The organism is Leucobacter sp. MMO-125 (assembly GCF_037148395.1).
Lineage (GTDB): Bacteria > Actinomycetota > Actinomycetes > Actinomycetales > Microbacteriaceae > Leucobacter.
The window spans coordinates 601,576-625,335 of sequence record NZ_JBBCTL010000002.1 but is presented as its reverse complement, the minus strand read 5'-3'; the positions used below and the strand labels follow the sequence as shown (position 1 = coordinate 625,335).

Here is a 23,760-nt window from a genome sequence, read left to right as displayed (position 1 = left end):
GCGTGCGTGTTCGGTGCGCTGCTGCTCTGGGGGCGCACGGTCATGCACTTCCGGGTGTGGCGCGCCACGCTGCGCGTGCCGCTGCTGCTGGTGTTCGCCGGAGTGGCCCTCTTCGTCTGGATTGCCGAGAATGTCGCGACCTGGGGCGGGGCGTGGCTCTACCCCCATCAGCAGGGCGGCTGGGAGCTGGTGTCGCCGCAGAAGCTCATCGCCTGGTTCCTGCTGATGATCATCTCTGTGGTGATGGTGACGTGGGTGTACCCGCCCCGAACGCCCGATCTATCGGACGAAGAGCGGGTGACGCTCTGAATACGACTGCGCGCCCGGAGCGATCTCGAGTGGAGATCGCACCGGGCGCGCAGTCGTGCCAGGCATTGCGGCCCATCGGGCCGCTCACTCGGCTCAGGCGGCCATGAAGGGGATCGTGAGGAGGCCGAACCCCAGCAGCGCGACGATCACCAGCACGGCGAGCGCCGTGAGCGCCAGCATCGCGGCGTTCAGCCACACACCCCAGAGCGCCAGCGTGCGCTCACCCGTCTTGCGACGCAGCGCGAGCACCCCGAAGACCAGGCCGGTGATCGGTGCGATGAAGGTCCAGCCGCTCACCACCGAAGCGATGCCGAGCACAAAGCTGGTGATCGCGAAGGTGCGGGAAGTATCGGCTGCGGTCGGTTCAGGCTGCGCAGCTTGCGGAGCCTGCTGCGGCTGCGCGGACTGCTGAGCGGCGGCGAACTCGGGGGTGGTGTCGGAGGGGAGAACTGTGGTGCTCATGGTGCGGATCCTTTCGAGAGAAGCCTGTGATGTGATGATGCTTCAACGTTACGTTCGCAGCCCCAAGCCCCGCGTCCTGCCCAGGTACTGACCCGCTCATACCCGGGTACCACCCTCGAAGTGGCACCCGGGAACCTTCGCGGAGGCACTCCGTGCTGCGGCGTCTCGTCTCGAATCTGCCCCTGTGCCGGGAGCCGCCGCAGCCTCGCGATCCGCCACCTCAGCCGGCACCGCTCGTCGGTGCCGGCCGCGACCCGACCGGCACCGACGAGCACACCGGTCAGTGAGAGACGCCCGAGACGTCGGTGCCCTTGGGCGTCATCACGAACACTGCCGCGGCGACCGCGAGCATGATGATGCCGCCGGTGATCCCCGTCGCCTGCAGCGAGTGGGTGAACGCCACCCCGGCCTCGCTGGCGAGCGCGGGAATCCCCGCCTCGTCGGCGATCGCCACCGCGGCACCCAGCGACGCCTCCGCCTGCGCGCTCAGCTTCGCGTCGAGCCCCGCAAGCGCGCCGCTCGCAACCAGCTCGGCCCGGTACATGAGCGCGGAAATGCTGCCCAGAATTGCGACGCCGAGCACCGCACCAAGCTCATACGAGGTCTCTTCGAGGGCGCCTGCGTTGCCGGCCTTCTCCTCGGGGGAGCCGTGCATGATCATCGCCGACCCGATCGCGAGCGAACCGGTGCCCGCGCCCACCAGAGTCAGCGCGATCAGCACGGTGATCGTCGACAGCGTGCCCGGCTGCAGCGCGATGATGAGCATGCCAACCCCGGCCAGGGCCACCCCGCCGGCGAGCACCGTGCGAGCGCCGAAGATGCGGGCGAGCGGGGGAGCCGCGAGCGACGCGATGGCGCCGGCGATCGCGATGGGGAAGAGGCGCACGCCCGCCTCCACCGGTGTCGCGCCGTCGACGAGCTGCATCCACTGGGCGATGAGCAGCAGGGCCGCCGCCATCGCGAACATCGACCCGAGCGCGGCGACAATGCCGGCCGAGAACTCCCGGTTACGGAAGAGCCGCAGTTCGAGCAGCGGCGAGTCGCTGCGCACGCAGCGCACAATGAACCAGGCCAGCAGTGCGGCACCGGCAGTGAACGCCACGAGGGCCTCCGGCACCAGGAAGCTCGCCTCCTTGCCGAAGGTCTTCACGGCCCACACCACGAGCGTCATGCCCGCGAGCGAGAGCACCGCAGCGATCGCGTCCCAGCGGCCGGGGTTGGGCACCCGCGACTCGGGCAGGATCATGATGCCCGCGATGACACCAGCGACCATGAGCGGCACGTTGATGAGAAACGCCGCGTGCCACGAGAAGTGCTCAAGCAGCAGCCCGCCCACGAGCGGGCCCACCGCGGCGCCAAGACCCGACACGGCCGCCCAGATGCTGAGCGCCGTCGCGCGCTCCTTCGGGTCGGTGAAGATGACGCGGATCAGAGACAGGGTGATCGGCATGATCATGGCACCGCCCACGCCCAGCAGGGCACGGATCGCGATCACCGATTCGGCGCTGTTCGCCAACAGCACGAGCAGCGAGGCGCCGCCGAAGATGGCGTAGCCGGTGAGCAGCATGCGCTTGCGGCCCCATCGGTCGGCGATCGCCGCGAAGGAGACGAGCAGACCCGCGAGCACCAGGGAGTAGACGTCGATGATCCACAGCTGCTGGTCGGAGGTGGGGTGAAGTTCGGCAGCCATCTCGGGCAGCGCGATGTTGAGGATCGTCATGTCCATCGTGATGACGAGCAGGCTCGCGGTGAGCACGGCGACGGCGGCCCAGCGTCGCGAGCGGCTGAGCGGCGACGGTGCGGGCGTGATGGGGGCGGGGGTGGACATGAGTTCGCTTTCGTGTTCGATGGTGGGTGGTTGAGGTTTGAGACGGGTGCTCCGGTGCTGCTCCGCTGTTGCGGCTGAGCGGCGGATCGCGGGGCTGCTGCCGGCGGTGCGGTGCGTGGGCCTGTCGGTGAGGGGCGCCGGGGCGGGGAGCCGGATCGGGTCGCTACAGCTACGAGGTGGCGGGGAGCGCCGGATCCGGCATCGCGCACAGTGCCAGGAGAACCCGTTCGAGGTGGTCTCGGTCGAGCGGCGCGTCGTGGAGTGCGGCGTGGATCGTGGCCCCGTCAAGGTAGACGGCGATAGCGGTGGCGCGTTCGCGGCTGACGTGCACGGCGAGCAGGTCGATCACCCTGTCGGTCCATCGCTGCGCGAGAGCCCGCATGCGGGGGTCGGTGCTGCCCGTGCTCATGAGGGCCACGTCGGCGTGCACTGCGCGCGCGTCTCGGAGGAAGTCGTGGATTTCGGCGATGGCCGGGGCCGGGTTGTGCGGGAAGCCTTCGAGCAGGGGCTCAAGCTGGGTGAGTGAGGTGTCGATCTCGTCGGCGAGCTGCTGCAGTGCCAGGTCGCGCAGCTCGTCGATGGAGGCGAAGTACTGCGTGGTTGAGCCGAGGGCGACGCCGGCGCGCGTCGCGATGGCGCGATGCGTGAGTGCGGCGGGGCCCTGCTCCACGACGATTTCGGTGGCTGCAGTGAGGATAGCGCGGCGGCGGCCCTCGGGATCGCGACGTCCGGGCGCAGGAGCATCTGTGGCGGTGTCGCTCACGGGTGTCTCCTTTCGCTCATGGACATCTGTACATGTACTTTTGTACAGGAGCTTCGTTCTGTTGCGCAACTTTGCGGAGTTCTGCGCAGTCTCGCCCAAATGTCCGAGGCTGCCGGTAGCGTGGAGGATACGAAGCGGCCACTTGGCCGCGCATCGAGGGGAGGAGCCGGCATGGCTCAGATCAGCACCGCAGACCTGTACGACGAACGGGGCGACGAGCTGCGGTCGGTGTCGCTGCAGTTTCAGAACATCGGCGGGCTCAGCGGGTTCACCGGCCCGGTGCGCACAGTGCGCTGCTTCCAGGACAACGCCCGCCTCAAAGCGCTGCTCTCGTCACCGGGCGAGGGCGCAGTGCTCGTGATCGACGGCGGCGGATCGCTGGAAACCGCGCTCGTGGGCGACGTCATCGGCAGCCTCGCAGTCGACAACGGTTGGGCCGGCCTCATCGTGCACGGCGCCATCCGCGACCGCGTCGCCCTTGGCACGCTGCCGCTCGGCGTGAAGGCGCTCGGATCGAACCCCGCCAAATCCACCAAAACCGGCGAGGGTGAAACCGACGTGCCCGTCGAGATCGGCGGGGTCGTGTTCCAGCCCGGCGCGACCGTGTGGTGCGACGAAGACGGGATCCTGGTCGAGGGCTGAGGCCCGGCCGGGCGCGAGGAGCGCATATGGGATCGCGGATCCGCTTCCTCATTCCATTCCTGCCGTACGCGGCGATCTCCGTCGTGCACGTCATTGCGCTCTTCGCAGGCAGCTCCTTCGCGCCGCCCAGCAAACTCGCCCTGATGCCGGCGCTGGCGCTCGCAGTGCTCTGGGCTGCCGCAATGCCCGCGGCTGCGGGTGTGGCTGCGGTTGCGGGTGGCGGGGGCGTGGGTGCCCCGAGTGCGTCGAGTGCGCTGCGCGGTGCTCCCGGGGCGATCGCGCTGCTGGTGGCCGCGATTATGTTCTCCTGGCTCGGCGACGGTGCCGCCACCTTCTTCCCGATGTTCGACGACGAGCTGCCCATGATGCTGCTCTGCTTCGGGCTCGCACATGTGGGCTACCTGCTGCTCATGTGGCGGGCGCGGGGCGTCGCCAGGCGCCGCTTGCCTGCCTGGGCCGCCGTCTACGCGCTCGCCTACGCGGTGCTCATCGTGCTGCTCATCCCGCGCACCGGCAACCTCACCGTGCCAGTCATGGTGTACGGGCTGCTGCTCGCCGGCACAGCGGCGATGGCGTCGCGCTGCGGGCCCGTCGTGGCGTGGGGCGGGGCCTGGTTTCTCGTGTCCGACGCGATTCTCTCGCTCCGCATCTTCATGCCCGAGATCATGCCGGCTTGGACGGCTGGCGCTGTGATGCTCACCTACACGCTGGGGCAGGGGCTGATCGCGTACGGCATCGTTCGTGCGCTGCGCGTCAGGATGCTGAAGCGCCCGGATCCGCCGCAAACAAGCTGAGCAACTTCTTCGCACCGCGCGTCGCAGCACCCACCGCCTGCGCCCGAGCCTGCAACTCGGCGTCGCTCGTCACAACAGTCACCGTATGGTCTGAGGAAGTGAGGGCGGCGGCCTCCGCGACGATCGTGTCGTCGCCGAGCCCGGGAGCATCGACCACTCGCACGCGGGTGCTGCTGTCGATGCCCTTCGCGGCACCCTCCACCACCATCGTCCATTCCGGGTAGGCGCGGTCGAGGCCGGGCACGAGGGTTTCGGGGAGATCGAGGAAGCCGCTGCGGATCCCAGCCGCGTCGGCCGCCAGCTGCTCGAGCCGGTCGCGCAGACGCTCCGCGGCGCCGCGGCGATCCCGCCACCAGCCATCGGGCACCGATCCGACAACATTCGCCGCATCGACCACTACCGCGGGACGCGCCGCAAGCAGCGGCCGCAGCAGCCGCCAACTCACCGCGAAGGCGGGATGCAGCGGCAGGCGTTCGACCTCACCCACTGGCACCCAGGCGAGCGCGTGACTCTCGGGGTCGGTGATGCGGGGCGCAAATGGGGTTGCCACGTCGGCGATGAGCGTGGTGTAGGTCCAGCCGCCGCGGTCGAGCACGTGCGTGTAGCGGGGGGTCACCGAGTGATCAGGCACCCCCGCTTCCTCCTGAGACTCGCGGATCGCGCCATCGACTGCGGACTCGCCCTCATGGCGCGCACCCCCGGGAATACCCCAGGTGTCTCCGTGGTCGCTCCACGTGACGCGGTGCTGCAGCAGAATCGCGTCGAGCGATCGATCGTGGGCGAGGAGACCGGCCGCACCGAAACGGCCCCAATAGCGCCCGCCGTCGGCTGCCGTGACCCACGCATCGCCGGCATTTCGGAGATCGCTCATGGTGTCAGCGTAGCGGGCGGGGCTGGGTGCGTTCGTGGTGCCCCTTTCGCCTGAGCGGTGTTGGGGAGAGAATGAGGTATGAGTGAGAACCAGAGTGTCGTGACCGTGCTAGCGGAGGACGAGTGCTGGGAGCGGCTGGCATCGCAGCGCGTGGGCCGGCTCGTCACGAGCGTGAGAGATGTGGTCGACCTCGTGCCGATCAACTTCGTAGTCGACGGCCGCACCGTGGTCTTTCGCACCGCGGCGGGCAACAAACTCGCCGAACTGACCATCAACCACACCGTGCTGTTCGAAGTCGACGAAATCGGTGAGGAATCGGGCTGGAGCGTCGTGCTGCGAGGCAATGCGCGGGCACTAGAGACCGAAGCTGAGATCGCTGCGGCCGAGATGCTGCCGCTGAAGCCGTTCGTGCCGACGCTGAAACCCACCTTCGTGCGCATCGAGACGCTTTCGATCGGCGGCCGCGAGTACCGCTTCGGGGAGGAGCCGCGCCGCGAAGACCAGCAAGAGGGCTAACCGCACCGCTTTTGCCACAGTGGTCATTTGCGCCCCCAAAGTATGGGTAAGATAGAGGGGTTGCTTCGCGAAGGCGCAGTAGCAACGGGTTGTGGCGCAGCTTGGTAGCGCACTTGACTGGGGGTTAAGTGCAGTAGAGCTTTCCTCGGTCCAAATCAACTGAATAACGGGATGTGGCGCAGCTTGGTAGCGCACCTGACTGGGGGTCAGGGGGTCGCAGGTTCAAATCCTGTCATCCCGACGAAAAAGCCCTGATGAGAAGCTATTTCTCGTCAGGGCTTCCTTCGTTTCTGGTGACCTTCGCCGGGCTTCGGAATGGGTCCAAGATCGGGTCTAGGACCCGCTCGTGATCGCTGCTCGTTCCGGCCTGTCTAGCAAGCTAGTGGGCCAAAAAGTGGAAATCTAGTGGGCCAAAATCCGGGCAGCATGATGCTCCCGGCCCTTCCCGAACCAGGATGCTGGCGCAGGAGTATCTAGAGCTGTCGCCCGCGGGGTTTCTCGGTGGTCTCCTTCCTCTTCGATGGGCTGGCGAAGTACTGGTTGGCGAGCGTCGCAGCTTCGCTCAGGTGCCGGTGGTCGGGGTGCAGATAGCCCTTGGTCGTTTCGATGGAGGCATGGCCGAGGATGCGCTGGAGCACATGAAGCGGCACGCCGGCATCCGCGAGCCAGGTGGCTCCGGTGTGCCGGAGGCCGTGGCGGGTGTGGTTCGGCAGGCCGAGGTTCGTCACGAGTTCATCCCACTTCGTTGCGTCGCGCACGGTGGCAGTGGTGAGCACCCCACCCCGAGGGCCGCGTAGCAGAGGATCGCCAGGTTCCTTCCCTGCTGAGAGGCGGATGAGGATGGGTTCGAGCGGGTCGAGTATCGGCACGTAGCGTTCCTTGCGGCCCTTGGTCTGCTTCGTGACGAGGCCGCCCTTGCCGGGGTAGATCTGCCGCTCGATCTCCACGATGCGATTCACCCAGTCGATGTCGCCGACTTCGAGTCCGGCGACTTCGGAACCGCGAGCGCAGAGCATGGCGCAGAGCATGACGTGATCCGAATAGCTCTGATGCACCTCAGCGCACGCATCGGAGATCTTGTTCAGCGTCTCCATGTCCGGGACGGCGAGGGCTCGCAGAGAGCCGGGCGACAGCGCCGACTGCTGACTGAGCGTGCGGCGAGCGCGATTCTTGGCAGGGTTCGACGGGATCACCTCGTCGCGCACCGCCACGTCGAGTACGCGCACGAGAGCCGCGATCGAGGTCTTGATCGTTGACGGCCCGAACTCGGTCTCCCACTGATCGATGGTGCGGTCGATCAGGCCGGTGGAGATGCGGCTGACTTGCAGATGCCCGAGCGCGGGAACCACTCGTAGCCGGAGGCTGATCTCGTAGCCGGAAGCTGTTGAAGTCGGGTCGAGGCCGCGCTGCCAGCGCTCGCCGATGGACTCCACATAGTCGGCGAACGTGATGAGGATGTTCGCGCCGGTCTCGGTCGCCTGCTGCAGCTTCTCGAAGAACGCTTCCGCCTCTTCCGGGGTTTCGACGAACTCGGATCGGCTGGGCCGTTTCTTGGTCTGCGGGTCGGTCCAGCGCACGCGCGCGAGGTAGCCGCTGCCGCGGCTCTCGATGCTCGTGGAGAGCTTCACCCCGATCGGGGGCATCTTGTGGTTGCGCGGATCAGCCATGCGTGCCCTCGCGTTCCAGCACCCAGGCTCGCACGGTGGGCGGGTTGTAGCGGGCGATGCCACCGACCTGCACGAACGGAGGGCCCTCGTGCTCTCGCCGCCAGCGAGAGAGCGTGGCCTGCGAGACGTTCAGGACCTCCGCCGCCTCTTGCGAGTTCCAGAGAGGTTCGACGGCCTCAATCGCCGTGGGCATGGTCGCTCGCCCGTCGCGCTCGGCCGAACGCATCCTCGATGTCCTGACGTGCCTGCACGTCGGCGGCGACGAACGCGACGAAATCCTCGGTCCGGTTCGGGATCGTCTCGTCCTCGAGCGGCGGTTGCGGTTTCTCGCCGGGCCAGGCCGTCTGCCGTGTCGGACGGTCGCGATCGAGCCGAGTGCCGGAGGTGACGACCCATTCGCGGAGCCGGTCGCGTGCCGCTGCGAAGTCCGTATGCCAGGCAATCGGCCCGGACGCGGACTGCTCGGGGTCGTAGCTTGCGCACCAGTGCAGGTGCAGCGCCGACAGTTCGAGGACGAGTTCGGGATGACGGTGCCAGAACGGCGGCACGACAGAGGCGGGCAGCCCGTAGGTCTTCCGCAGCCAGTCCACCCACTGGTTCAGCGCCAGCCACTCTGCCTCGGCGTCTCCGGCGGTCAGGAGATTCCAGTTGATCGGACGCGGCGGCTCGGGAAGCGCCATTCCGGCCATGAGCTCGTCGTACAGGTCGATGTCCTCGATCTCGACTTCGGCCTCTGGGTCCGGTTGCGTCGACTCATCGGTCATCGTGTTCACCTCCCCAGTCCGCTCGCACGCCGAGGCTCGGGCGAGCGGAACTCCACCGCCGTAACCTCCGCCGCCGTGAGCGTCTTTGGTGCGAGCTGGCGCGGGGTGCGCTCGACGGCGTATCGGGCACGGGAGGTATCGAAGAGGAGCCGGGAGGCGCGGAACTGAGGGCGCTCGATTCGCTGCCCGTCCTGCTCGTACTGTCGCTTCGTGAACTCGCCGATCGCCACGACATCATCGCCCTTGACGAAATCCGCGAAGGCCTCCTCGGCCTTGTCGCCGATCATGATCAGGTCGATGTATGCGGAACCGATGAGGGTGAAGGTGCCGTCTTCCTCGCGGCGACGGAACTTCTGCCCGATCTGCGCGACCAGCAGGAAGACCTCTCCCGGCTTCGACTTCTGCTCCGGCGTTCGGGACAGAAACCCTCGGATCGACGGCTCTGAACGGATCTCCATCGTCACGACCTCCTCGCTCATTGCGGCACCCGGTGTGCCGCCTCTACTCGGCAGGTGCTCCCGCCGGGCCTGGGGCCTGACGGTGGTGGAGCTGGGCCTCGACTTCTGCCCGATCCTTCGTGAGTTGCTTCGCGTCGGCGCGTTCGGTCCACCGGCGGAGGCGCGCGACGATCGGTGGTGCGGAGCGCAGCAGCACGAGGCCGGTGCCGAACGGGAAGCGGCGGATCACGTCGGGCGGCATGACGGGCACTCGGCGGATCGAGCGTTGCGCGGAGCGTGAGCCGTGATCGCCGACGGTGGTGGAGTCGGTGATCTCGTCGCGCTCCCCGATCAGGGTGCTCAGGTCTTGGAGGTCTTTCGAGTTCGAGGCACCGCCGAGGATGATCTTCACGATCGCGGCATCCCAGATCGCCGACGCCGCGTTCTCCGACCACTTCTCCCGCGCCTGCGCGAGCGATTGCAGAACGGGCATGGTCGTGATCCCCGACCCGCCACCCTCAGCCATGAGCGTCGGCAAGGACGGCAACGGCGACAAGTTCGCCACCTCGTCGAGCGCGAGCAACAGGGGCGGGTCGAGACGCGCGCCCGGGCTGCCTGCCGCAAGCCGGCGGGCAGCCTCGACCACATCCTCGATGAGCGCCGCGACCAGCGGTGCGCTGTTGTTTGCCCCGGCAGCGGTCGCGAGGAGATAGAGGGTGCCCTTCTGCTTGAGGAAGGTCTCGGGATCGAACACCTCGTCGGGGTCTGGGCTTACGGCGTCGAGTACGCGCGGGTCGGCGAGCGCGGAGAGGGCGAGGGAGACGCCCTGCCAGATCGAGTCCATCGTGCGCGGGTCGGATTCGAGCATCGCCTGCAGCGCCTCGGCCCACCCGCCGGCAGCCATCGGGTGGGCGGCGAGGATCGATACGGCATCCCCGGCCGCGGCGGGGTCGAGCGTCCACCGGAACAGATCAGCGGGCTGCCGGCCGTCGAGGGCTGCCGCGTGGAGGAGGCATTGCAACGCGACCCTCGTCTTCGCCTCCCAGAAGTCGCCGCCCTCGACCCCGCCCTTCCCCAGCCCCGTCGCCGAGGCGAGCCCAGAGGCACGGATCATCGCAGTCAGCGGATCGCTACAGCCGCGCACGGGTGACCAGCGCAACCCGGCGGGAATGCCGTCTGCAAGGTGCTGCGGGTCGAACACCGCGACCGGCCCTACCCGCTGCCTGGCCTTGATCGTGGCGGTCACGTTGTCGGGGCGGGTGCTCGTCGTGATGACCGCGCCGGGTGCGGAGAGGATCGAGTTGATCACGATGTGCACGCCCTTGCCGGAGCGGGGTGGTCCGATGAGCAGCATCGAGTCCTCGACGGACGCCCACACCTCGACCCCGCGCGAGCTGCCGATCCGGTAGCCGACCTCCACGGGCTCGGGATGTTCCAGGGAAGGACGCAGGTTCCCTGCGCGGGCGAGGAGCGCCTTGATGGAGCCTGCCCGTGCGACCTCGCGGCGGGTCGCGACACCGACGATCCGGTACGGGTCGAGCGCCTGCTGTCGGGTGTGGTGCCGGATCGCGGACCACACCCACCAGCCCCCGACACCACTGCCTGTGATGAGGAGCCCCGCGACGATCCAGTAGGCGACCATGTTGAGGCCGGGCGCGCCGAGCGCGGTGGCGGGGTCGCCGGGGTTCAGGAGCACGGCTGCGCCGGCGCCGAGGCCGGCTTCGGGTTGCGGGGTGCCGGTGAGGAACACGGCGATGCTGCCCGCGACCCGGAGCAGCACCGCTGCGACGCCGAGGGCGGCGAGGGCGACGAGTGCGGCGTTGGTGAGTTCGTCGCCCATCGACCCGGTCGGGCGGAGCTGCCCGCTCACTCGGGCCGCCCGAGCACGAGGGTGCCGGAGATGCGGCCCACGAGGATCGCCTCGCCCGTCGGGCACGCCGCAAGATACCGGGAGTCGATCAGGGCACGGGCGATCCCGTTCGGTGCGGTCTCGGTGTGGGAGATGATGACCGCGACCGCGACATCCTCACCGGGAACGAAGCCGCTGCCCGCGAGCTGCGCAAACCGTGGCACCGCCTCCACGGGCGCGGCGGGCTGCGGTGCTGACGGCTGCGCGGCCGCTACGACCGGAGCCGCGACAGGGTCGAGGCTCACAGGTCTGGGTTTGGGTGGGGTGCGGTAGTCGGTGATGACTCGTCCGTCGATCTCGATGACATCGACGTGAAGGGTCTGGCCGGTGTGCTGGCTGATGGCGTCCACGATGTGCGGGTAGGCGGAGCGCCGCCACGGCGGCGAGAACTCCGGCGGCAGATACGGCGCCCCGTCCACGGTCACCGACAAGGTGCCGTCCTCAGCGACGACGATTCGCACCATCACCACGGCAGTCGGGTCGGTCTTCGAGCGGGCACGCTTCGACATCGGCAAAGTTCTCCTATCGAGTGGATGAACGAACAGCCGCCCGAGTAGACGGGAGGCAGAGAGGTGGGTCAGAGTGCGAGTCGGCGTGCGGCGCGGCTGTGATCGGGCGCGGCGCGGCGGGCGACCTGCTGATAGGCCGGGGCGAGCGGGAACGGCGACGGGTCCATGAGCTCGGCGACCTCGCCGGCGCGGGTGACGGTCTCGGCGATGCCTTCCCGCATGAGCCGGTGACAGCCCGCCGACGACGCTGAGGTGACCGGCCCGGGAACCGCGCCGACGGCCCGGCCGAGCTCGAACGCGCGCGCCGCGACCAGCAGCGACCCCGAGCGGGCCGAAGCCTCGGGGATGATCGTCGCCCCGCTGAGCGCCGCGAGGAGCCGGGAGCGGGCGACGAACCGCTCCCGAGACGGCCCCTGGCCGGGCGGGGTCTCGCTGATCTGGATGCCGGCCTGCACGACGATCCGCTCGAACAGCTCAGCATTGTTCGGCGGGTAAGGGCGGTCGAGGCCACTGGCAGAGACCACCATCGTCGCGGCCGGGCCCGTGGTGAGGGCGGCGCGGTGCGCGGCGGCGTCGATGCCGTAGGCGCCGCCGGAGACGATGATGCGCGGGAGTGCGGCGAGGTCTTCCGCGAGTTCCTGCGTGACGTGCACGCCATAGGCGGTCGCGGCTCGGGCTCCGGTGATCGTCACCCGCGAGGAGGCGGAGGCGGTGAGCAGTTCCGGGTTCCCGTGCGCCCAGAGCATGAGCGGTGCGCGATCCCCGAGATCGTTCAGCGCGACCGGCCACCCCGCCCCGCCTGGGGTGAGCGCCCGGAACTCGTGCCGGTCGGTGAGCTCGGCGATCTGATCCCGGAGCGCGTCGGCCTGCCGGGCTGCGGCGGCTTGCCGCCACCTGACCCCTTGGAGCGGATCGACGGCGGCGGGGATTGCTGAGCCGGGGTCGCGGATCAGGGCGAGCGTCTCGGTCAGGCCGATCGCGCGCACGAGCTGCCCCGTGACCGGGTTGCCGGGCTCGGTGAGCGCCGTCAGCTCCATCCGGATGAGCATGTCCTCCGAGAACGTCGCCATCATCGGCCCTCCCTGGTCTGTGTGGTCGTCTACAGGAGTGAGGTGCGTCAGGGACGACATGAGAGACGGGCGGAGCCGGCAGACCTGGGGGTGAAGGGTCTGCGGGTTCCGCCCGTCCTGGGGGTGCGTTACTGGTTCATGAGTTCTTCGATCGTCACCTCCTCACCCTCGTTCTCCATGCGCTCACGGTGGAGCGCGAGCTTGCGGCCGAACCAGAGCGTCGCCCCGGCCGCGAGGAGCAGGACGGCCGCGATACCGCCGGCCCAGGCGCCCCAGTCGGTGCCGCCGGTGAGTGCGAGCTCCGGCGGCAGCTCAGGCAGTTCCGGCTTGTCTGGCGTCGGCGTCTCCGGGGTACCCGGCGGGCGTACGCTCACGACGGTCGTCTCGCCCGGAGCACCGCAACGGCCCTCGGCGAGCACCTTCCCGTCCTTCCCATACAAGGTCTCGACCCAGTACACGCTCCCGGCCTCATCGGTGCTCGTCGTGCCGGAACGGTAGTGCCCGGCCTCGGTCACCGCGATCTGCTTCGACGTGAAGAACGGGACCTCACACACCGGGTCCTCGCCCGCGGGCTGCGGCCCATAGGCGCGGAACACCAGGTATGCGCCTTCGGGAATGTGGCTGCCTTGCACGAGTGCGGTGTCCTCGAACGGGTCGCCGACGAACGCCGACGCCTGCGCCTGTGTCACCACCGACAGCGGCTGCTCGGGCCCTGGGACGAAGAATCGCTCCCAGATGTCGGCCGGCGACGACGTGAACGGCTGCACCCGGTCGTCGCCCTCGAACCGGGTCACCACGACGTAGTAGCCGGGCTCCGTCGGCTGAATCCGATCGTCCTCGCCGTAGCCGGTGTCGTAGACCCCGTTCTTCGCCGGGGTCGTGATCCGGGTCAGTACCGGCGCATCGTCCAGCTCCATGTCCTCGGTCAGCTCCGCATCGGTGGCGAAGGGGCCGTAGACGGTGTGCGTGAGCTCCTTGGTGTCGGGCTGCCAGTAGCCGTCGCCCTCAAAGCTGGGATGGTTCTCGGGGAACCCGCTGACGGTGATCCGGTCGAACGCCCGCCCGCCCTTGTGAACGTTGTACTCGCGGACTTCCGAGGTGATGGTGAGCGGCCAGCGGACGCTGTGCGTCTCGACGTTGATGCCGTAGTCGTCTCGCCAATCCGAGGCGATGAACGGTCGCACCCATTCCGGCTGGCTGCTCTTCTTGACCTCCCACACCCAGGTCACGAACCCCGCATCCGGGAGCGTCACCTTCGGCGAGGTGTAGGTGCCTGGCCCGGTCGCCGTGACCGTGACGGTGCCGAGCGGCACCGCATCCGCAGGAACCGCAGCGCCTTGGGCTGGGGGCAGGGTGCCGGGCACCTGGTAGGCGGTGCCCGCGAAGATCACCGGGATCGGTTCGCCGTTCTGTTTCAGCCAGGCCCCGTTCGTGGATGCGACGGTGATAGTGTCGGTCACCTCATCGCCAGGCTTCACGAGCCGGCCATTCGCCTGCGACACCGCCTCCGGCTGAAACGGCACCACCGAAGTCTCTACGACCCGGCCGAAACGATCAGTGAAGGAATCGGTGAGGTACTTCGCCCAATCGCCCTGCGCAGTCTTGTCGATCGACCACACCCACGTGTAGAAGCCCGACTCGGGCGCGATGATCGTGCCCGGCGAGGTGTAGTGGCCGGCATGGGTGAGGGTGAGCTCCTCCGTGCCGGCGAGTGGCGCACCCGCAGGTGGCGCGTTCGCTTCGGCCGGCTGCGCGTCGAACGGGCCATAGAGGCGACCCTCCGCGACCACCGGCACCGGCTTGCCGTCGACCTTGATCCAGGAGTGCTTGATCACCGTCACGGTGAGGTCGTCCAGCATCGGATCGCCGGCCTGCACGAACTTCGACGACACCTGCGTTTCGATGATCGGCTGGAAGTCGAGCGGAATCACCGGGGACTGCGCGGTCGCGGTCAGTGGCTCGAAGGATGCGGCGGCGAGAATCCTCTGCTCGCCGGGCGTGTAGAACAGGTCGACGCCGGCTCCGTAGCCGAGCGCGTGCGCCGACATCTTCGCCTCGATCCGGTACTCCGGTGCGCCCTCGGCCGGGGTGCCGACGATCTCGTGCGTGCCCGCCCCGAGCGTCGCCGTCGCGGAGCCGTTCGTGAAGGTGCCGCCGGTGAGAGTGACGGTGCCGGTCGCGGTGGCGGGGTTCGTGCTGATGGTGAGCTGCCCGTGGTACTGGTCGCTCATCTGAATCGACATCGACACCGACGGGTTCCGGACCGCGTTCGCCGCCGCCGCATCCCTCATTCCGGCGAGGTTCGCGAGCACCGTCGCCTGCGCGTTCGCGGGCACGCGGGTGATGAAGTGCCCGTCGCCACCCCGGCTCGTGTAGTTGCCGTGGTCGGCGACATCCCAGACATAGAGCTGCACCGCCGAGGTGATGTTCGGGTCCTGCGATTCGCCCCACCGGCCCATGACGTAGTTCAGCCGTGCGAGCTGCGTGTCGCTGAGCTCATCGAGCGTGGTCTTGAGCTCGGGATGCTCCGTCGTGCCGTACGGGGGCAGCGCGTCCAGGTCCATGCAGTACGCCTGCCGACCGTGTGAGGCGAAGCTGCCGAGCCACAAGTCCTCGTTGCCGTATCCGACCCCGAGGGTTGCCGCTTGCGCGGGTGCCGGGGTGAAGAACAGGCCGCCGAAGAGCATCAGCAGCACGGTGAGGATCACCGACACGCGGGCAACGGCCCGGCCCGGCGGTGGCGAGGTATCGGGTGGCACGAGAGCGGTATGCGACATAGTGAACTCCTGACTAGAACGAGCGCCGCCGCCAGGGATGGCGACGGCCAACAGCCAGGTACACCACCGGCTCACCCGCGCGCCGGGTTCTTGTCTGCTTCCCCTCTTCCCGAGCCGGGCTGAGAGGCCACGACCGCGAGCGAGGCGAGGGAGGGAACCCCAGATGGTGTGTGAGTCACCCTGCCCGGCCGCAACTTCCGATGGAAGAAGGCCGGGATCTCCGCTCAGTCGCCCCGTACCGACCGCATCCTCATATGAGGTTGAGTAGACCGGTGGAGACGTCCGTCGGGTCTGCGACCTCTTCGGCATCACCATCGACACCGCCCTCCAATACGCCCGCACCGTCACAGACCCGGCCAACACCAAGGTCGACAGCGTGTAGCCGCCGCTGAAGGTGAACCTTCGGTAAACATCGGCCCAGGTGCAGCCCATCGAATTGCCGACTGCTTTGATAGGCGTCAATATAGATACATGTCGAATCAAGAGGTCGAGTTGGTCATCGTCGGGTCTGGTCCCGCGGGGTACACCGCGGCGGTCTATGCCGCCCGTGCGGGTCTCGCTCCGGTCGTGATCGCGGGCTCGGTGACCGCGGGCGGTGCGTTGATGACGACGACCGAGGTGGAGAACTTCCCGGGCTTCGTCGATGGCGTGCAGGGGCCGGAGTTGATGGAGTCGATGCGGGCGCAGGCGGAGCGGTTCGGCGCCGAGATCGTCTACGACGACGCGACCCGCCTCGATCTCGACGGCGATGTGAAGATCATCGAGGCCGGCGCCGGGGTGACGTACCGGGCGCGTGCAGTGATCCTGACGATGGGTTCCGCGTACCGCAAGCTCGGCCTCCCCGAGGAGGAGCGCCTGTCGGGGCACGGGGTGTCGTGGTGTGCGACCTGCGACGGGTTCTTCTTCCGGGAGCAGGAGATCATCGTTGTCGGCGGCGGAGACTCCGCAATGGAGGAGGCCCTGTTTCTCACACGGTTCGCGTCGAAGGTGACCGTGGTGCACCGCCGGGACGAGTTCCGGGCGTCGAAGATCATGGCGCAGCGCGTGCTGGATGACCCGAAGATCGAGGTCGCCTGGAACAGCGAGGTCGCCGCGATCCTCGGCGACGAGCAGGTCACCGGGCTCAGGCTGCGCGACACGATCACCGGGGCTGAGCGCACGCTCGACGCGACGGGGGTGTTCGTCGCGATCGGGCACGACCCGCGCTCCGAGCTCGTGACCGGGCAGGTCGACACCGACGCGGACGGGTACGTGCGGGTCGCGCACCCGTCGACGCGGACGAACCTGCCAGGGGTGTTCGCGGCCGGGGATCTCGTCGACCACACGTACCGGCAGGCGGTCACCGCCGCGGGCACCGGCTGTGCGGCCGCGCAGGACGCCCAGCACTACCTGTCGAACCTCGCACCCGCCACCGTTTCCGCACCTGTTCTGGAGGTCTCCGCATGAGCACCGTCACCGCCGTCACCGACGCCACCTTCCAGACCGAGGTGCTCGAGTCCGAGCTGCCCGTCGTAGTCGACATCTGGGCGACTTGGTGCGGCCCGTGCAAGGCGATCGCCCCGATCCTGGACCAGCTCGCCAGCGACTACGCGGGCCGGGTGAAGATCGTGAAGGTCGACGCCGACCAGAACCCCGAGACCGTGACCGGTGCAAGCGTGACCTCGATCCCGACCCTCGGCTTCTACCGGGACGGGGAACGGGTGGACGTGCTGATCGGTGCCCACCCGAAGCCCGTCTACATCGCGAAGATCGAGGAGCTGCTCGCATGACCGACACCCTGACTCGCACCGCCCCGAAACGGCTCTCCACACTCGATAAGTGGCTGCCGCTCTGGATCGGCCTCGCGATGGTCGCGGGCCTCCTTCTCGGCCGCTTCGTGCCCGCACTTTCAGACGCGCTCTCCGCGATGGAGGTCGGCGGGATCTCGATCCCGATCGGGCTGGGCCTGCTGGTCATGATGTACCCGGTGCTCGCGAAGGTCCGCTACGACAAGGTCGCCGCCGTCACTGGCGATAAGAAGCTTCTCGTCTCCTCGCTCGTGCTGAACTGGCTCGTGGGGCCCGCGGTCATGTTCGCGCTCGCGTGGATCTTCCTGCCCGATCTGCCCGAGTACCGGACCGGGCTGATCATCGTCGGGCTCGCCCGCTGTATCGCGATGGTCGTGATCTGGAACGATCTCGCCTGCGGCGACCGCGAGGCCACCGCGGTGCTGGTCGCGATCAACTCCGTGTTCCAGGTCGTCGCGTTCTCGCTACTGGGTTGGTTCTACCTGACCGTGCTGCCGAGCTGGCTCGGCCTGGACGCCCAGGGGCTAGAGATCTCGGTCTGGCAGATCGCACTGAACGTACTCGTGTTCCTCGGCATCCCGCTCATCGCGGGCTTCGCATCCCGCTTCATCGGCGAGAAGCGCAAGGGGCGCGACTGGTACGAGGAGAAGTTCCTCCCGACGATCGGACCGTGGGCGCTCTACGGGCTGCTGTTCACGATCGTGCTGCTGTTCGCCCTGCAGGGCAAGCAGGTCACCTCCCACCCGATGGACGTCGCCCGCATCGCGCTGCCACTGCTGGTCTACTTCGCCCTGATGTGGTTCGCCGGCATCCTGCTCGGCAAGACCCTCGGCCTGGGCTACGCACGGTCGACGACACTTGCGTTCACCGCAGCGGGCAACAACTTTGAGCTCGCGATCGCGGTCGCCATCGGCACCTTCGGCGCCGCCTCCGGGCAAGCCCTCGCCGGCGTCGTCGGCCCCCTCATCGAAGTACCCGTACTCGTGGGCCTCGTCTACGTCTCGCTCTGGGCGGCCCGCGCGTGGTTCCACACCGACCCCTACGCCACCGAATCGAGGACGTCATGACCGACACCACCGTCATCTCCGACGCCGACGCGTGCGCACCGTCTACGGCGCACGCCATCGGGACCGAGGCCGCGACCACCGTGGCCGGGGCACTGAAAGCACTCGCTGACCCGCTGCGGCTGCGGATGCTGTCCGCGATCGCGACCGACCCTCGTGGCGAGTCCTGCGTGTGCGATCTCGCCGATCTCGCCGAGGTGTCGCAGCCGACCGTTTCGCACCACTTGAAAGTGTTGAAGGAGACCGGGATGCTGCTGTCGGAGCGGCGCGGCACCTGGGTGTACTACCGCATCGCCCCGGGCAAGCAGCGCGCCGTCGCGGCCCTCCTCGACGCGTTCGCTCCCGCCGCGGCCGTGACCGACGAGCCCGAGGACACCGCAGCACGGGCCGAGGCCTTGCAGCAGATGGACGCCCGCGTGACCCGTCTCGCCGATGAGCTCGCGGACGAGCTGGCCGGGCTGAACCGGGACCTCGTGATCGCGATCGTGCGCGAGTCCTACGCCGGCCTGGTGCGTTCAGCGAAGCTGACCGCGCACATGATCCCGCTGACCGAGCGGTTCGCCCGACAGCGCCTCGCCGACCTGACCCGTGATCGGACGGCCGGAGTACCGCAGGTGCTGTTCGTGTGCGTGCAGAACGCGGGCCGCTCCCAGCTCGCCGCCGCGATCGTCAACCAGCTCGCCGACGGCCGCGTGATCGCCCGCTCTGCAGGATCCACCCCTGCGTCGGATGTGCACCCGCATGTGCGCTCTCTGCTCACCGAGATCGAGGGCGAGCTGGAGGCCGAGACGGCGTTCCCGAAGCCCCTCACCGACGACGCCGTGCGCGCGGCCGACGTGGTGATCACCATGGGCTGCGGCGACGTGTGCCCGATCATCCCCGGCGTCCGCTACGAAGACTGGGCCGTCGGCGACCCGGCCCTCGCTTCCCCGGAAGGGGTCGACGCGATCCGCCACGATATCGAGGGCCGCGTCCGCGGCCTCCTCGCCACTCTCACCAGCAAGGCTTGAAGGAGCCCGTCATGACCGAAACCCAGAAGCCGTCCGTCTTGTTCGTCTGCGTCCACAACGCCGGCCGCTCCCAGATGGCCGCCGGCTACCTCCGCCACCTCGCGGGCGACCGCGTCGAGGTCCGCTCGGCCGGGTCCATGCCCGCCGACCAGATCAACCCGGTCGCGGTCGAGGCGATGCGCGAAGAGGGCATCGACATCACCGCCGAGGCTCCGAAGGTCCTCACCACTGAGGCCGTGCAGGACTCGGATGTCGTGATCACGATGGGCTGCGGGGACGCGTGCCCGTTCTTCCCCGGCAAGCGCTACGAGGACTGGAAGCTCGACGACCCAGCCGGGCAGGGCATCGAGTCGGTGCGCCCGATCCGAGACGACATCAGGGGCCGCATCGAGACCCTTCTCGCAGAACTGCTCGTCTGAGGAGCTGCGAGCACCGGAGGGGCAGAGGCCAATGGCCCTGCCCCTCCGCTGTGTTTCTGGGTTCTCGATCTGTGCGGGCGAACACCGTTGTGCCGTGGTCTGACACAGTGATCGCGTCACCGATTGTTCCCTCTCTATCGAGATGCGCCCCGCAGCGCTGCTTCGATCTGCTCCGGTGTGGGCGCTCCGGCAAACCCGCTCTCGGTCGCGTAGACCCGGCATGCGAGCGAGCGACCCGGGGCCGTCGGGAACAAGTCGACGCCATCGACGAGGATCGTGGGCGAGCCTCCGAACTGAGTGCTCGCCGCCTCGACCTCGGTTCGGATCGTCACCACCTCGACAGCCACGGTCCCCAGCCCAAGAGCGTCCAGCGCTGCGCGTGCGTTGGCTTCGGCGACGTCTGCGTTCGGGCAGTCGACGATGTGCAGCAACTCGACCTTCATGCGATCCGCTCCGTCCGCACGCGGGCGGCTCGCAGACCGTTGAGGATCACGATGACCTCGGCGATCTCGTGCACGAGCACCACCGCGGCAAGCCCCAGGATGCCGAAGAGGGCGAGTGGGAGCAGGGCGGTGATGATCAGCAGCGACAGGATGATGTTCTGGTTGATGATGTGGCGTCCACGGCGGGCGTGGTCGAACGCGCGTGGCAACAGACGCAGATCGTGGCCGGTGAACGCGACATCGGCCGACTCGATCGCCGCATCCGAACCCGTCGCGCCCATCGCGATCCCGATGTCCGCCGCGGCCAGGGCGGGGGCGTCGTTGATGCCGTCGCCGATCATCGCCACCGAACCGTTCTTGCCCAGTTCGCCGATCGCGGCGGCCTTGTCCTCCGGGCGCAGTTCGGCGCGCACGTCACCGATCCCTGCCTGGGCTGCGAGGGCACGCGCGGTACGGACGTTGTCGCCGGTGAGCATCGTGACCCCGACGCCCTGCGCGGCGAGCGTGCGCACGACCTCGGGAACCTCGGGTCGCAGCTCGTCGCGGACGCCGATCGCGGCGACCGTGACGCCGTCGCGGTGGACGATGACGACCGTCATGCCTTGCTGCTCGAGCCCCGCAACCTCGTCGCCGAGGAGTCCGGCGTCGAGCCAACGGGGGCTGCCGACCGTGATCCGGGCACCGTCGAGTTCGCCTTCGATGCCGTGCCCGGCCTGCTCGGTCACGCCCTGCGCTGCAGGGGCACTGGGTGCTGCGGCGGTGATCGCGGCGGCGAGCGGGTGGGTGCTGTGCTGCTCCAACGCGGCCGCCCACGCCAGCGCCTGATCCTCGGTCACGCCCTCAGCGGTGAGCACGGCGGTGACGGCGGGCTCGCCCAGGGTGAGGGTGCCGGTCTTGTCGACGGCGACGTGGCGGATCACGCCAAACCGCTCGAACGCGGCGCCGGACTTGATGATCACGCCGAACTTGCTCGCCGAGCCGATCGCGGCCACCACGGTAAGCGGCACGGAGATCGCCAGCGCGCACGGCGACGCCGCCACCAGCACGACGAGGGCGCGGGTGATCCACAGCTCCGGGTCGCCGAGCAGCGACCCGATGATCGCGACGAGGGCGGCGAGGATCAGGACGCCCGGGACGAGGGGGCGGGCGATGCGGTCGGCGAGACGGGCCCGGTCGCCCTTCTCCGCCTGCGCCTTCTCCACGAGGTCGACGATCGTGGTCAGCGAGTTGTCGGTGCCTGCTGCGGTCGTCTCGACCTCCAGCGCCCCAGCGGTGTTGATCGCACCGGCTGAGACCGTGTCGCCGGGCTCGACCTCGACCGGGATCGACTCCCCGGTGATCGCAGAGGTGTCCAGGCTCGAGCGCCCCGTGCGGACGATGCCGTCGGTCGCGATCCGCTCGCCCGGACGCACCAACATCAGCTGCCCCACCTGGAGATCCTTCGCCGGGACTTCGACCGATGCTCCGTCGCGGCGGACGGTCGCGGTCTCGGGGACGAGCTTGAGCAATGCCCGGAGCCCGCCGCGGGCGCGGTCCATCGCCTTGTCTTCCAGTGCCTCGGCGATCGAGTACAGGAACGCCAGCGCTGCGGCCTCCTCGACATACCCGAGGATCACCGCGCCGACCGCGCTGATCGTCATCAGCAGGCCGATGCCGAGCTTGCCCTTGAACAGTTTCCGGATCGCGCCGGGGGTGAACGTCGACGCACCCAGCAGCAGACCGATCCAGAACGGCACCAAGGCCGGGATCTCCATCCCGGACCACTCCAGCAACAGGCCGGTGAGGAACGAGATGCCGGAGAAGACCGGGACCATGATCCCGCGGTCCCGCCACCAGGGGTGTTCCGCCGCCTCAGTCTCTTCGCTGATGGTGGTCTTAGGCTCGTCACGTTCGCAGCCGCACGCCGCGCTCACTCGCCCGCTCCCGTCCCGCCGCAGCCCGACACGGTGCACGCCGCGTCCATGCATGGCGCGTGCTCGTCCACCGCGAGCGTCACGTCCACCAATGCGGTCAGTGCCGCCGCCAGGTGCGGGTCGGCGATCTCGTAGCGCGTCTGCCGCCCTTCGGGCTCCGCTACCACGATCCCGCAGTCGCGCAAGCAGGTCAGGTGGTTCGACACGTTTGAACGCGTCAGCTCCAGCTCGCGCGAGAGTACGGCGGGGTGGCTCGGGCCGGCGAGCAGCGTCATCAGGATCCGGGAGCGCGTCGGGTCCGCCATCGCCCGGCCGAGCCGGTTCATGACGTCGAGGCGTGAAGCAATGGTCAGCATGCACTGATCATACAGTGGGGACTGACGTAAAGTGGGTGGGTGGCGAGTCCTACGACACTGGTCCCACACCGAGCTGGATGAGCTGCGGGACAGGCGCGCAGCACGATCCCGCACTGGCAGTCTCGTCCGGCGCGTCGAAGAGTCCCGAGCCGCCACACACGCCGGTATCGGGCAGCACGAGGTCCACCCGCTCCGCGGCCTCGCGGTCGCCGGCGATCGCGGCGACGACGCTGCGGACCTGCTCGAACCCGGTCAGAGCCAGGAACGTCGGCGCACGCCCATACGACTTCGCGCCCACGATGTAGAACCCCGGCTCCGGATGCTCCAGGTCCGCGGCCCCCGTCGCGCGGATCGAGCCGCAGGAGTGCAGGTTCGGGTCCACCTCGACCGCGACCTTCACCGGCGCCTGCAACCGCACGTCGAGGTCGAGACGGACCTCGGACAGGAACGACAGATCAGGGCGGAACCCGGTCGAAACGAACACCCGGGCAGCAGGATCGAGCCGGCGGCCGTCTTCCGCGACGAGCACAGCCTGCCCGCCCTCATTGACCACCTGGTCGGTGCGGAACCCGGTGACGAGGTCCACGAGCCCGTCTTCGACTGCCTTCTTGGCTCGCTGGCCCAGCGCCCCACGCTCGGGGAGTTCGTCTGCGGTCCCGCCGCCGAAGGTGTTGCCGACCGTGCCGCGGCGCAGCACCCATGTGATCCGCGTCCCGGGCTCTCGCTTCGCCACCCGCGACAGGATGCCGATCGTCGTCGCCGCGGAATGCCCGTTGCCGACCACGACCACATGCTGTCCGGCGAGACCCGTGGCGTCCTCGATCGTGGGCATCCGGTGCTCAACGAGCCCCGCCTCGGCGGCGGCTCGTTCCCCGAGCGCGGGGAGACCGTCGGCACCGACCGGACTCGGGGTGCGCCAGGTGCCCGACGCGTCGATCACGGCGCGTGCTTCGATCCGCACCTCCGTGCCATCGGCGCGGCGGACGTGCACGACGAACGGCTGTCCGGCCCGCCCGGCATCGACCGAGAGATCCCGGCCCTTTCGCCCGACCCCGACGACCCGCGCCCCGTACTGGATGCGATCACCGAGCGTCTCCGCGAGCGGCGCGAGATACCCCTCGATCCACTGCGCCCCGGTCGGGTACCCCTGGGCCGGCGCCACCCATCCGGCGGGCTCCAGCAGGCGACGCGACGCCGCATCGGTGAGCTCTGTCCACGGTGAGAACAGGCGCACATGGCCCCATTCGGCCACCGCCGCAGCCGGACCATCGCCGGCTTCCAGAACCAGCGGGTTGAGGCCGCGCTCGAGCAGATGCGCGGCCGCCGCGAGTCCCTGCGGGCCCGCACCGATGACGACGACGGAATCCATAACCAACCTCCACGCATTGATGTTCTTCGATATGAAGAGCCTGCCCGACGCATCGACATCTGTCAATATGTGGGGCAGAAT

General features: G+C 68.7%; 24 protein-coding genes, 1 tRNA gene and 1 pseudogene. 10 read left to right on the top strand and 16 right to left on the bottom strand.

Annotated elements, in window-relative coordinates; all coding sequences use genetic code 11:
- Positions 1–18: 18 nt before the first annotated feature.
- A pseudogene (locus WFI54_RS07595) lies at positions 19–309 on the top strand (DUF817 family protein); the annotation flags it as partial.
- Between the two features lie 93 nt (positions 310–402).
- Here WFI54_RS07595 and WFI54_RS07590 read toward each other — a convergent pair.
- The 3 genes from WFI54_RS07590 to WFI54_RS07580 form a co-directional block, all read right to left on the bottom strand.
- Entirely contained in the window at positions 403–771 is a 369-nt protein-coding gene (locus WFI54_RS07590; protein WP_336652178.1) for a DUF4190 domain-containing protein, read from the bottom strand.
- Positions 772–1,051: 280 nt separating this feature from the next.
- Entirely contained in the window at positions 1,052–2,599 is a 1,548-nt protein-coding gene (locus WFI54_RS07585) for an MFS transporter (RefSeq protein WP_336652177.1), read from the bottom strand.
- Between the two features lie 169 nt (positions 2,600–2,768).
- Positions 2,769–3,362: a TetR/AcrR family transcriptional regulator gene (locus WFI54_RS07580; protein ID WP_336652176.1), complete on the bottom strand. Its 594-nt coding sequence runs from the start codon at positions 3,360–3,362 to the stop codon at positions 2,769–2,771.
- Between the two features lie 171 nt (positions 3,363–3,533).
- Between WFI54_RS07580 and rraA the strand changes: the two genes are divergently transcribed.
- Both rraA and WFI54_RS07570 read left to right on the top strand, forming a co-directional pair.
- Entirely contained in the window at positions 3,534–4,004 is a 471-nt protein-coding gene (gene rraA / locus WFI54_RS07575; protein ID WP_336652175.1) for a ribonuclease E activity regulator RraA, read from the top strand.
- A 26-nt stretch (positions 4,005–4,030) separates the two neighbouring features.
- Positions 4,031–4,798, top strand: a complete 768-nt coding sequence (locus WFI54_RS07570) for a lysoplasmalogenase (RefSeq protein WP_336652174.1) — start codon at positions 4,031–4,033, stop codon at positions 4,796–4,798.
- Here WFI54_RS07570 and WFI54_RS07565 read toward each other — a convergent pair.
- Positions 4,758–5,669, bottom strand: a complete 912-nt coding sequence (locus tag WFI54_RS07565; RefSeq protein WP_336652173.1) for an NUDIX hydrolase — start codon at positions 5,667–5,669, stop codon at positions 4,758–4,760. The two genes, WFI54_RS07570 and WFI54_RS07565, sit on opposite strands and share 41 nt — an antisense overlap.
- A gap of 78 nt (positions 5,670–5,747) precedes the next feature.
- Between WFI54_RS07565 and WFI54_RS07560 the strand changes: the two genes are divergently transcribed.
- Entirely contained in the window at positions 5,748–6,185 is a 438-nt protein-coding gene (locus WFI54_RS07560) for a pyridoxamine 5'-phosphate oxidase family protein (protein ID WP_336652172.1), read from the top strand.
- A 167-nt stretch (positions 6,186–6,352) separates the two neighbouring features.
- Positions 6,353–6,426: transfer RNA gene (locus WFI54_RS07555), tRNA-Pro, on the top strand.
- A 232-nt stretch (positions 6,427–6,658) separates the two neighbouring features.
- On the opposite strand, the gene WFI54_RS07550 is transcribed toward WFI54_RS07555, so the two are convergent.
- The 8 genes from WFI54_RS07550 to WFI54_RS07515 form a co-directional block, all read right to left on the bottom strand.
- Positions 6,659–7,852 carry a tyrosine-type recombinase/integrase gene (locus WFI54_RS07550; RefSeq protein ID WP_336652171.1) on the bottom strand — a complete coding sequence of 398 codons (1,194 nt, stop codon included), beginning with the start codon at positions 7,850–7,852 and terminating at the stop codon, positions 6,659–6,661.
- A complete protein-coding gene (locus tag WFI54_RS07545; RefSeq protein ID WP_336652170.1) occupies positions 7,845–8,045 on the bottom strand; it encodes a helix-turn-helix domain-containing protein in 201 nt (66 codons plus the stop codon). Before WFI54_RS07545 ends, WFI54_RS07550 begins: the two co-directional genes overlap by 8 nt.
- The gene (locus tag WFI54_RS07540; RefSeq protein WP_336652169.1) at positions 8,029–8,616 is read right to left on the bottom strand and encodes a hypothetical protein; all 588 of its coding nucleotides are present in this window, start codon (positions 8,614–8,616) and stop codon (positions 8,029–8,031) included. The genes WFI54_RS07545 and WFI54_RS07540 overlap by 17 nt, the downstream gene beginning before the upstream one ends.
- Before the next feature lie 5 nt (positions 8,617–8,621).
- Complete coding sequence (locus tag WFI54_RS07535) at positions 8,622–9,095, bottom strand: single-stranded DNA-binding protein (protein ID WP_336652168.1); 474 nt, start codon at positions 9,093–9,095, stop codon at positions 8,622–8,624.
- A 22-nt stretch (positions 9,096–9,117) separates the two neighbouring features.
- Positions 9,118–10,893, bottom strand: coding sequence for a TraM recognition domain-containing protein (locus WFI54_RS07530; protein ID WP_336652208.1), 1,776 nt, complete (start codon positions 10,891–10,893; stop codon positions 9,118–9,120).
- A gap of 26 nt (positions 10,894–10,919) precedes the next feature.
- Positions 10,920–11,471: a hypothetical protein gene (locus tag WFI54_RS07525; protein WP_336652167.1), complete on the bottom strand. Its 552-nt coding sequence runs from the start codon at positions 11,469–11,471 to the stop codon at positions 10,920–10,922.
- Between the two features lie 68 nt (positions 11,472–11,539).
- Positions 11,540–12,541, bottom strand: coding sequence for a DNA-processing protein DprA (locus WFI54_RS07520; RefSeq protein ID WP_336652166.1), 1,002 nt, complete (start codon positions 12,539–12,541; stop codon positions 11,540–11,542).
- 128 nt (positions 12,542–12,669) lie between these two features.
- Positions 12,670–15,318 (bottom strand): hypothetical protein, encoded by a 2,649-nt coding sequence (locus tag WFI54_RS07515; RefSeq protein ID WP_336652165.1) that lies wholly within the window; start codon positions 15,316–15,318, stop codon positions 12,670–12,672.
- Positions 15,319–15,789: 471 nt separating this feature from the next.
- On the opposite strand from WFI54_RS07515, the gene trxB reads away from it, so the two are divergent.
- Genes trxB through WFI54_RS07490 form a run of 5 tightly spaced genes read left to right on the top strand, consistent with a single transcriptional unit; the run spans position 15,790 to position 19,598 of the window.
- Positions 15,790–16,764, top strand: coding sequence for a thioredoxin-disulfide reductase (gene trxB, locus WFI54_RS07510; RefSeq protein ID WP_336652164.1), 975 nt, complete (start codon positions 15,790–15,792; stop codon positions 16,762–16,764).
- Positions 16,761–17,087 (top strand): thioredoxin, encoded by a 327-nt coding sequence (gene trxA / locus WFI54_RS07505; protein ID WP_336652163.1) that lies wholly within the window; start codon positions 16,761–16,763, stop codon positions 17,085–17,087. Before trxB ends, trxA begins: the two co-directional genes overlap by 4 nt.
- The gene (gene arsB, locus WFI54_RS07500) at positions 17,084–18,172 is read left to right on the top strand and encodes an ACR3 family arsenite efflux transporter (protein ID WP_336652162.1); all 1,089 of its coding nucleotides are present in this window, start codon (positions 17,084–17,086) and stop codon (positions 18,170–18,172) included. The genes trxA and arsB overlap by 4 nt, the downstream gene beginning before the upstream one ends.
- A complete protein-coding gene (locus WFI54_RS07495) occupies positions 18,169–19,179 on the top strand; it encodes a metalloregulator ArsR/SmtB family transcription factor (RefSeq protein ID WP_336652161.1) in 1,011 nt (336 codons plus the stop codon). The genes arsB and WFI54_RS07495 overlap by 4 nt, the downstream gene beginning before the upstream one ends.
- A gap of 11 nt (positions 19,180–19,190) precedes the next feature.
- Positions 19,191–19,598 carry an arsenate reductase ArsC gene (locus tag WFI54_RS07490; RefSeq protein ID WP_336652160.1) on the top strand — a complete coding sequence of 136 codons (408 nt, stop codon included), beginning with the start codon at positions 19,191–19,193 and terminating at the stop codon, positions 19,596–19,598.
- Positions 19,599–19,732: 134 nt separating this feature from the next.
- Here the strand turns inward: WFI54_RS07490 and WFI54_RS07485 are convergent, their stop codons facing one another.
- From WFI54_RS07485 to WFI54_RS07470, 4 genes are read right to left on the bottom strand one after another with little or no spacing between them, the layout of a single operon-like run.
- Positions 19,733–20,041: a hypothetical protein gene (locus tag WFI54_RS07485; RefSeq protein WP_336652159.1), complete on the bottom strand. Its 309-nt coding sequence runs from the start codon at positions 20,039–20,041 to the stop codon at positions 19,733–19,735.
- Entirely contained in the window at positions 20,038–21,954 is a 1,917-nt protein-coding gene (locus tag WFI54_RS07480) for a heavy metal translocating P-type ATPase (protein ID WP_336652158.1), read from the bottom strand. The genes WFI54_RS07485 and WFI54_RS07480 overlap by 4 nt, the downstream gene beginning before the upstream one ends.
- The gene (gene cmtR, locus WFI54_RS07475; RefSeq protein WP_336652157.1) at positions 21,951–22,310 is read right to left on the bottom strand and encodes a Cd(II)/Pb(II)-sensing metalloregulatory transcriptional regulator CmtR; all 360 of its coding nucleotides are present in this window, start codon (positions 22,308–22,310) and stop codon (positions 21,951–21,953) included. Before cmtR ends, WFI54_RS07480 begins: the two co-directional genes overlap by 4 nt.
- 49 nt (positions 22,311–22,359) lie before the next feature.
- The gene (locus WFI54_RS07470) at positions 22,360–23,679 is read right to left on the bottom strand and encodes an FAD-dependent oxidoreductase (RefSeq protein ID WP_336652156.1); all 1,320 of its coding nucleotides are present in this window, start codon (positions 23,677–23,679) and stop codon (positions 22,360–22,362) included.
- Positions 23,680–23,760: the final 81 nt, after the last annotated feature.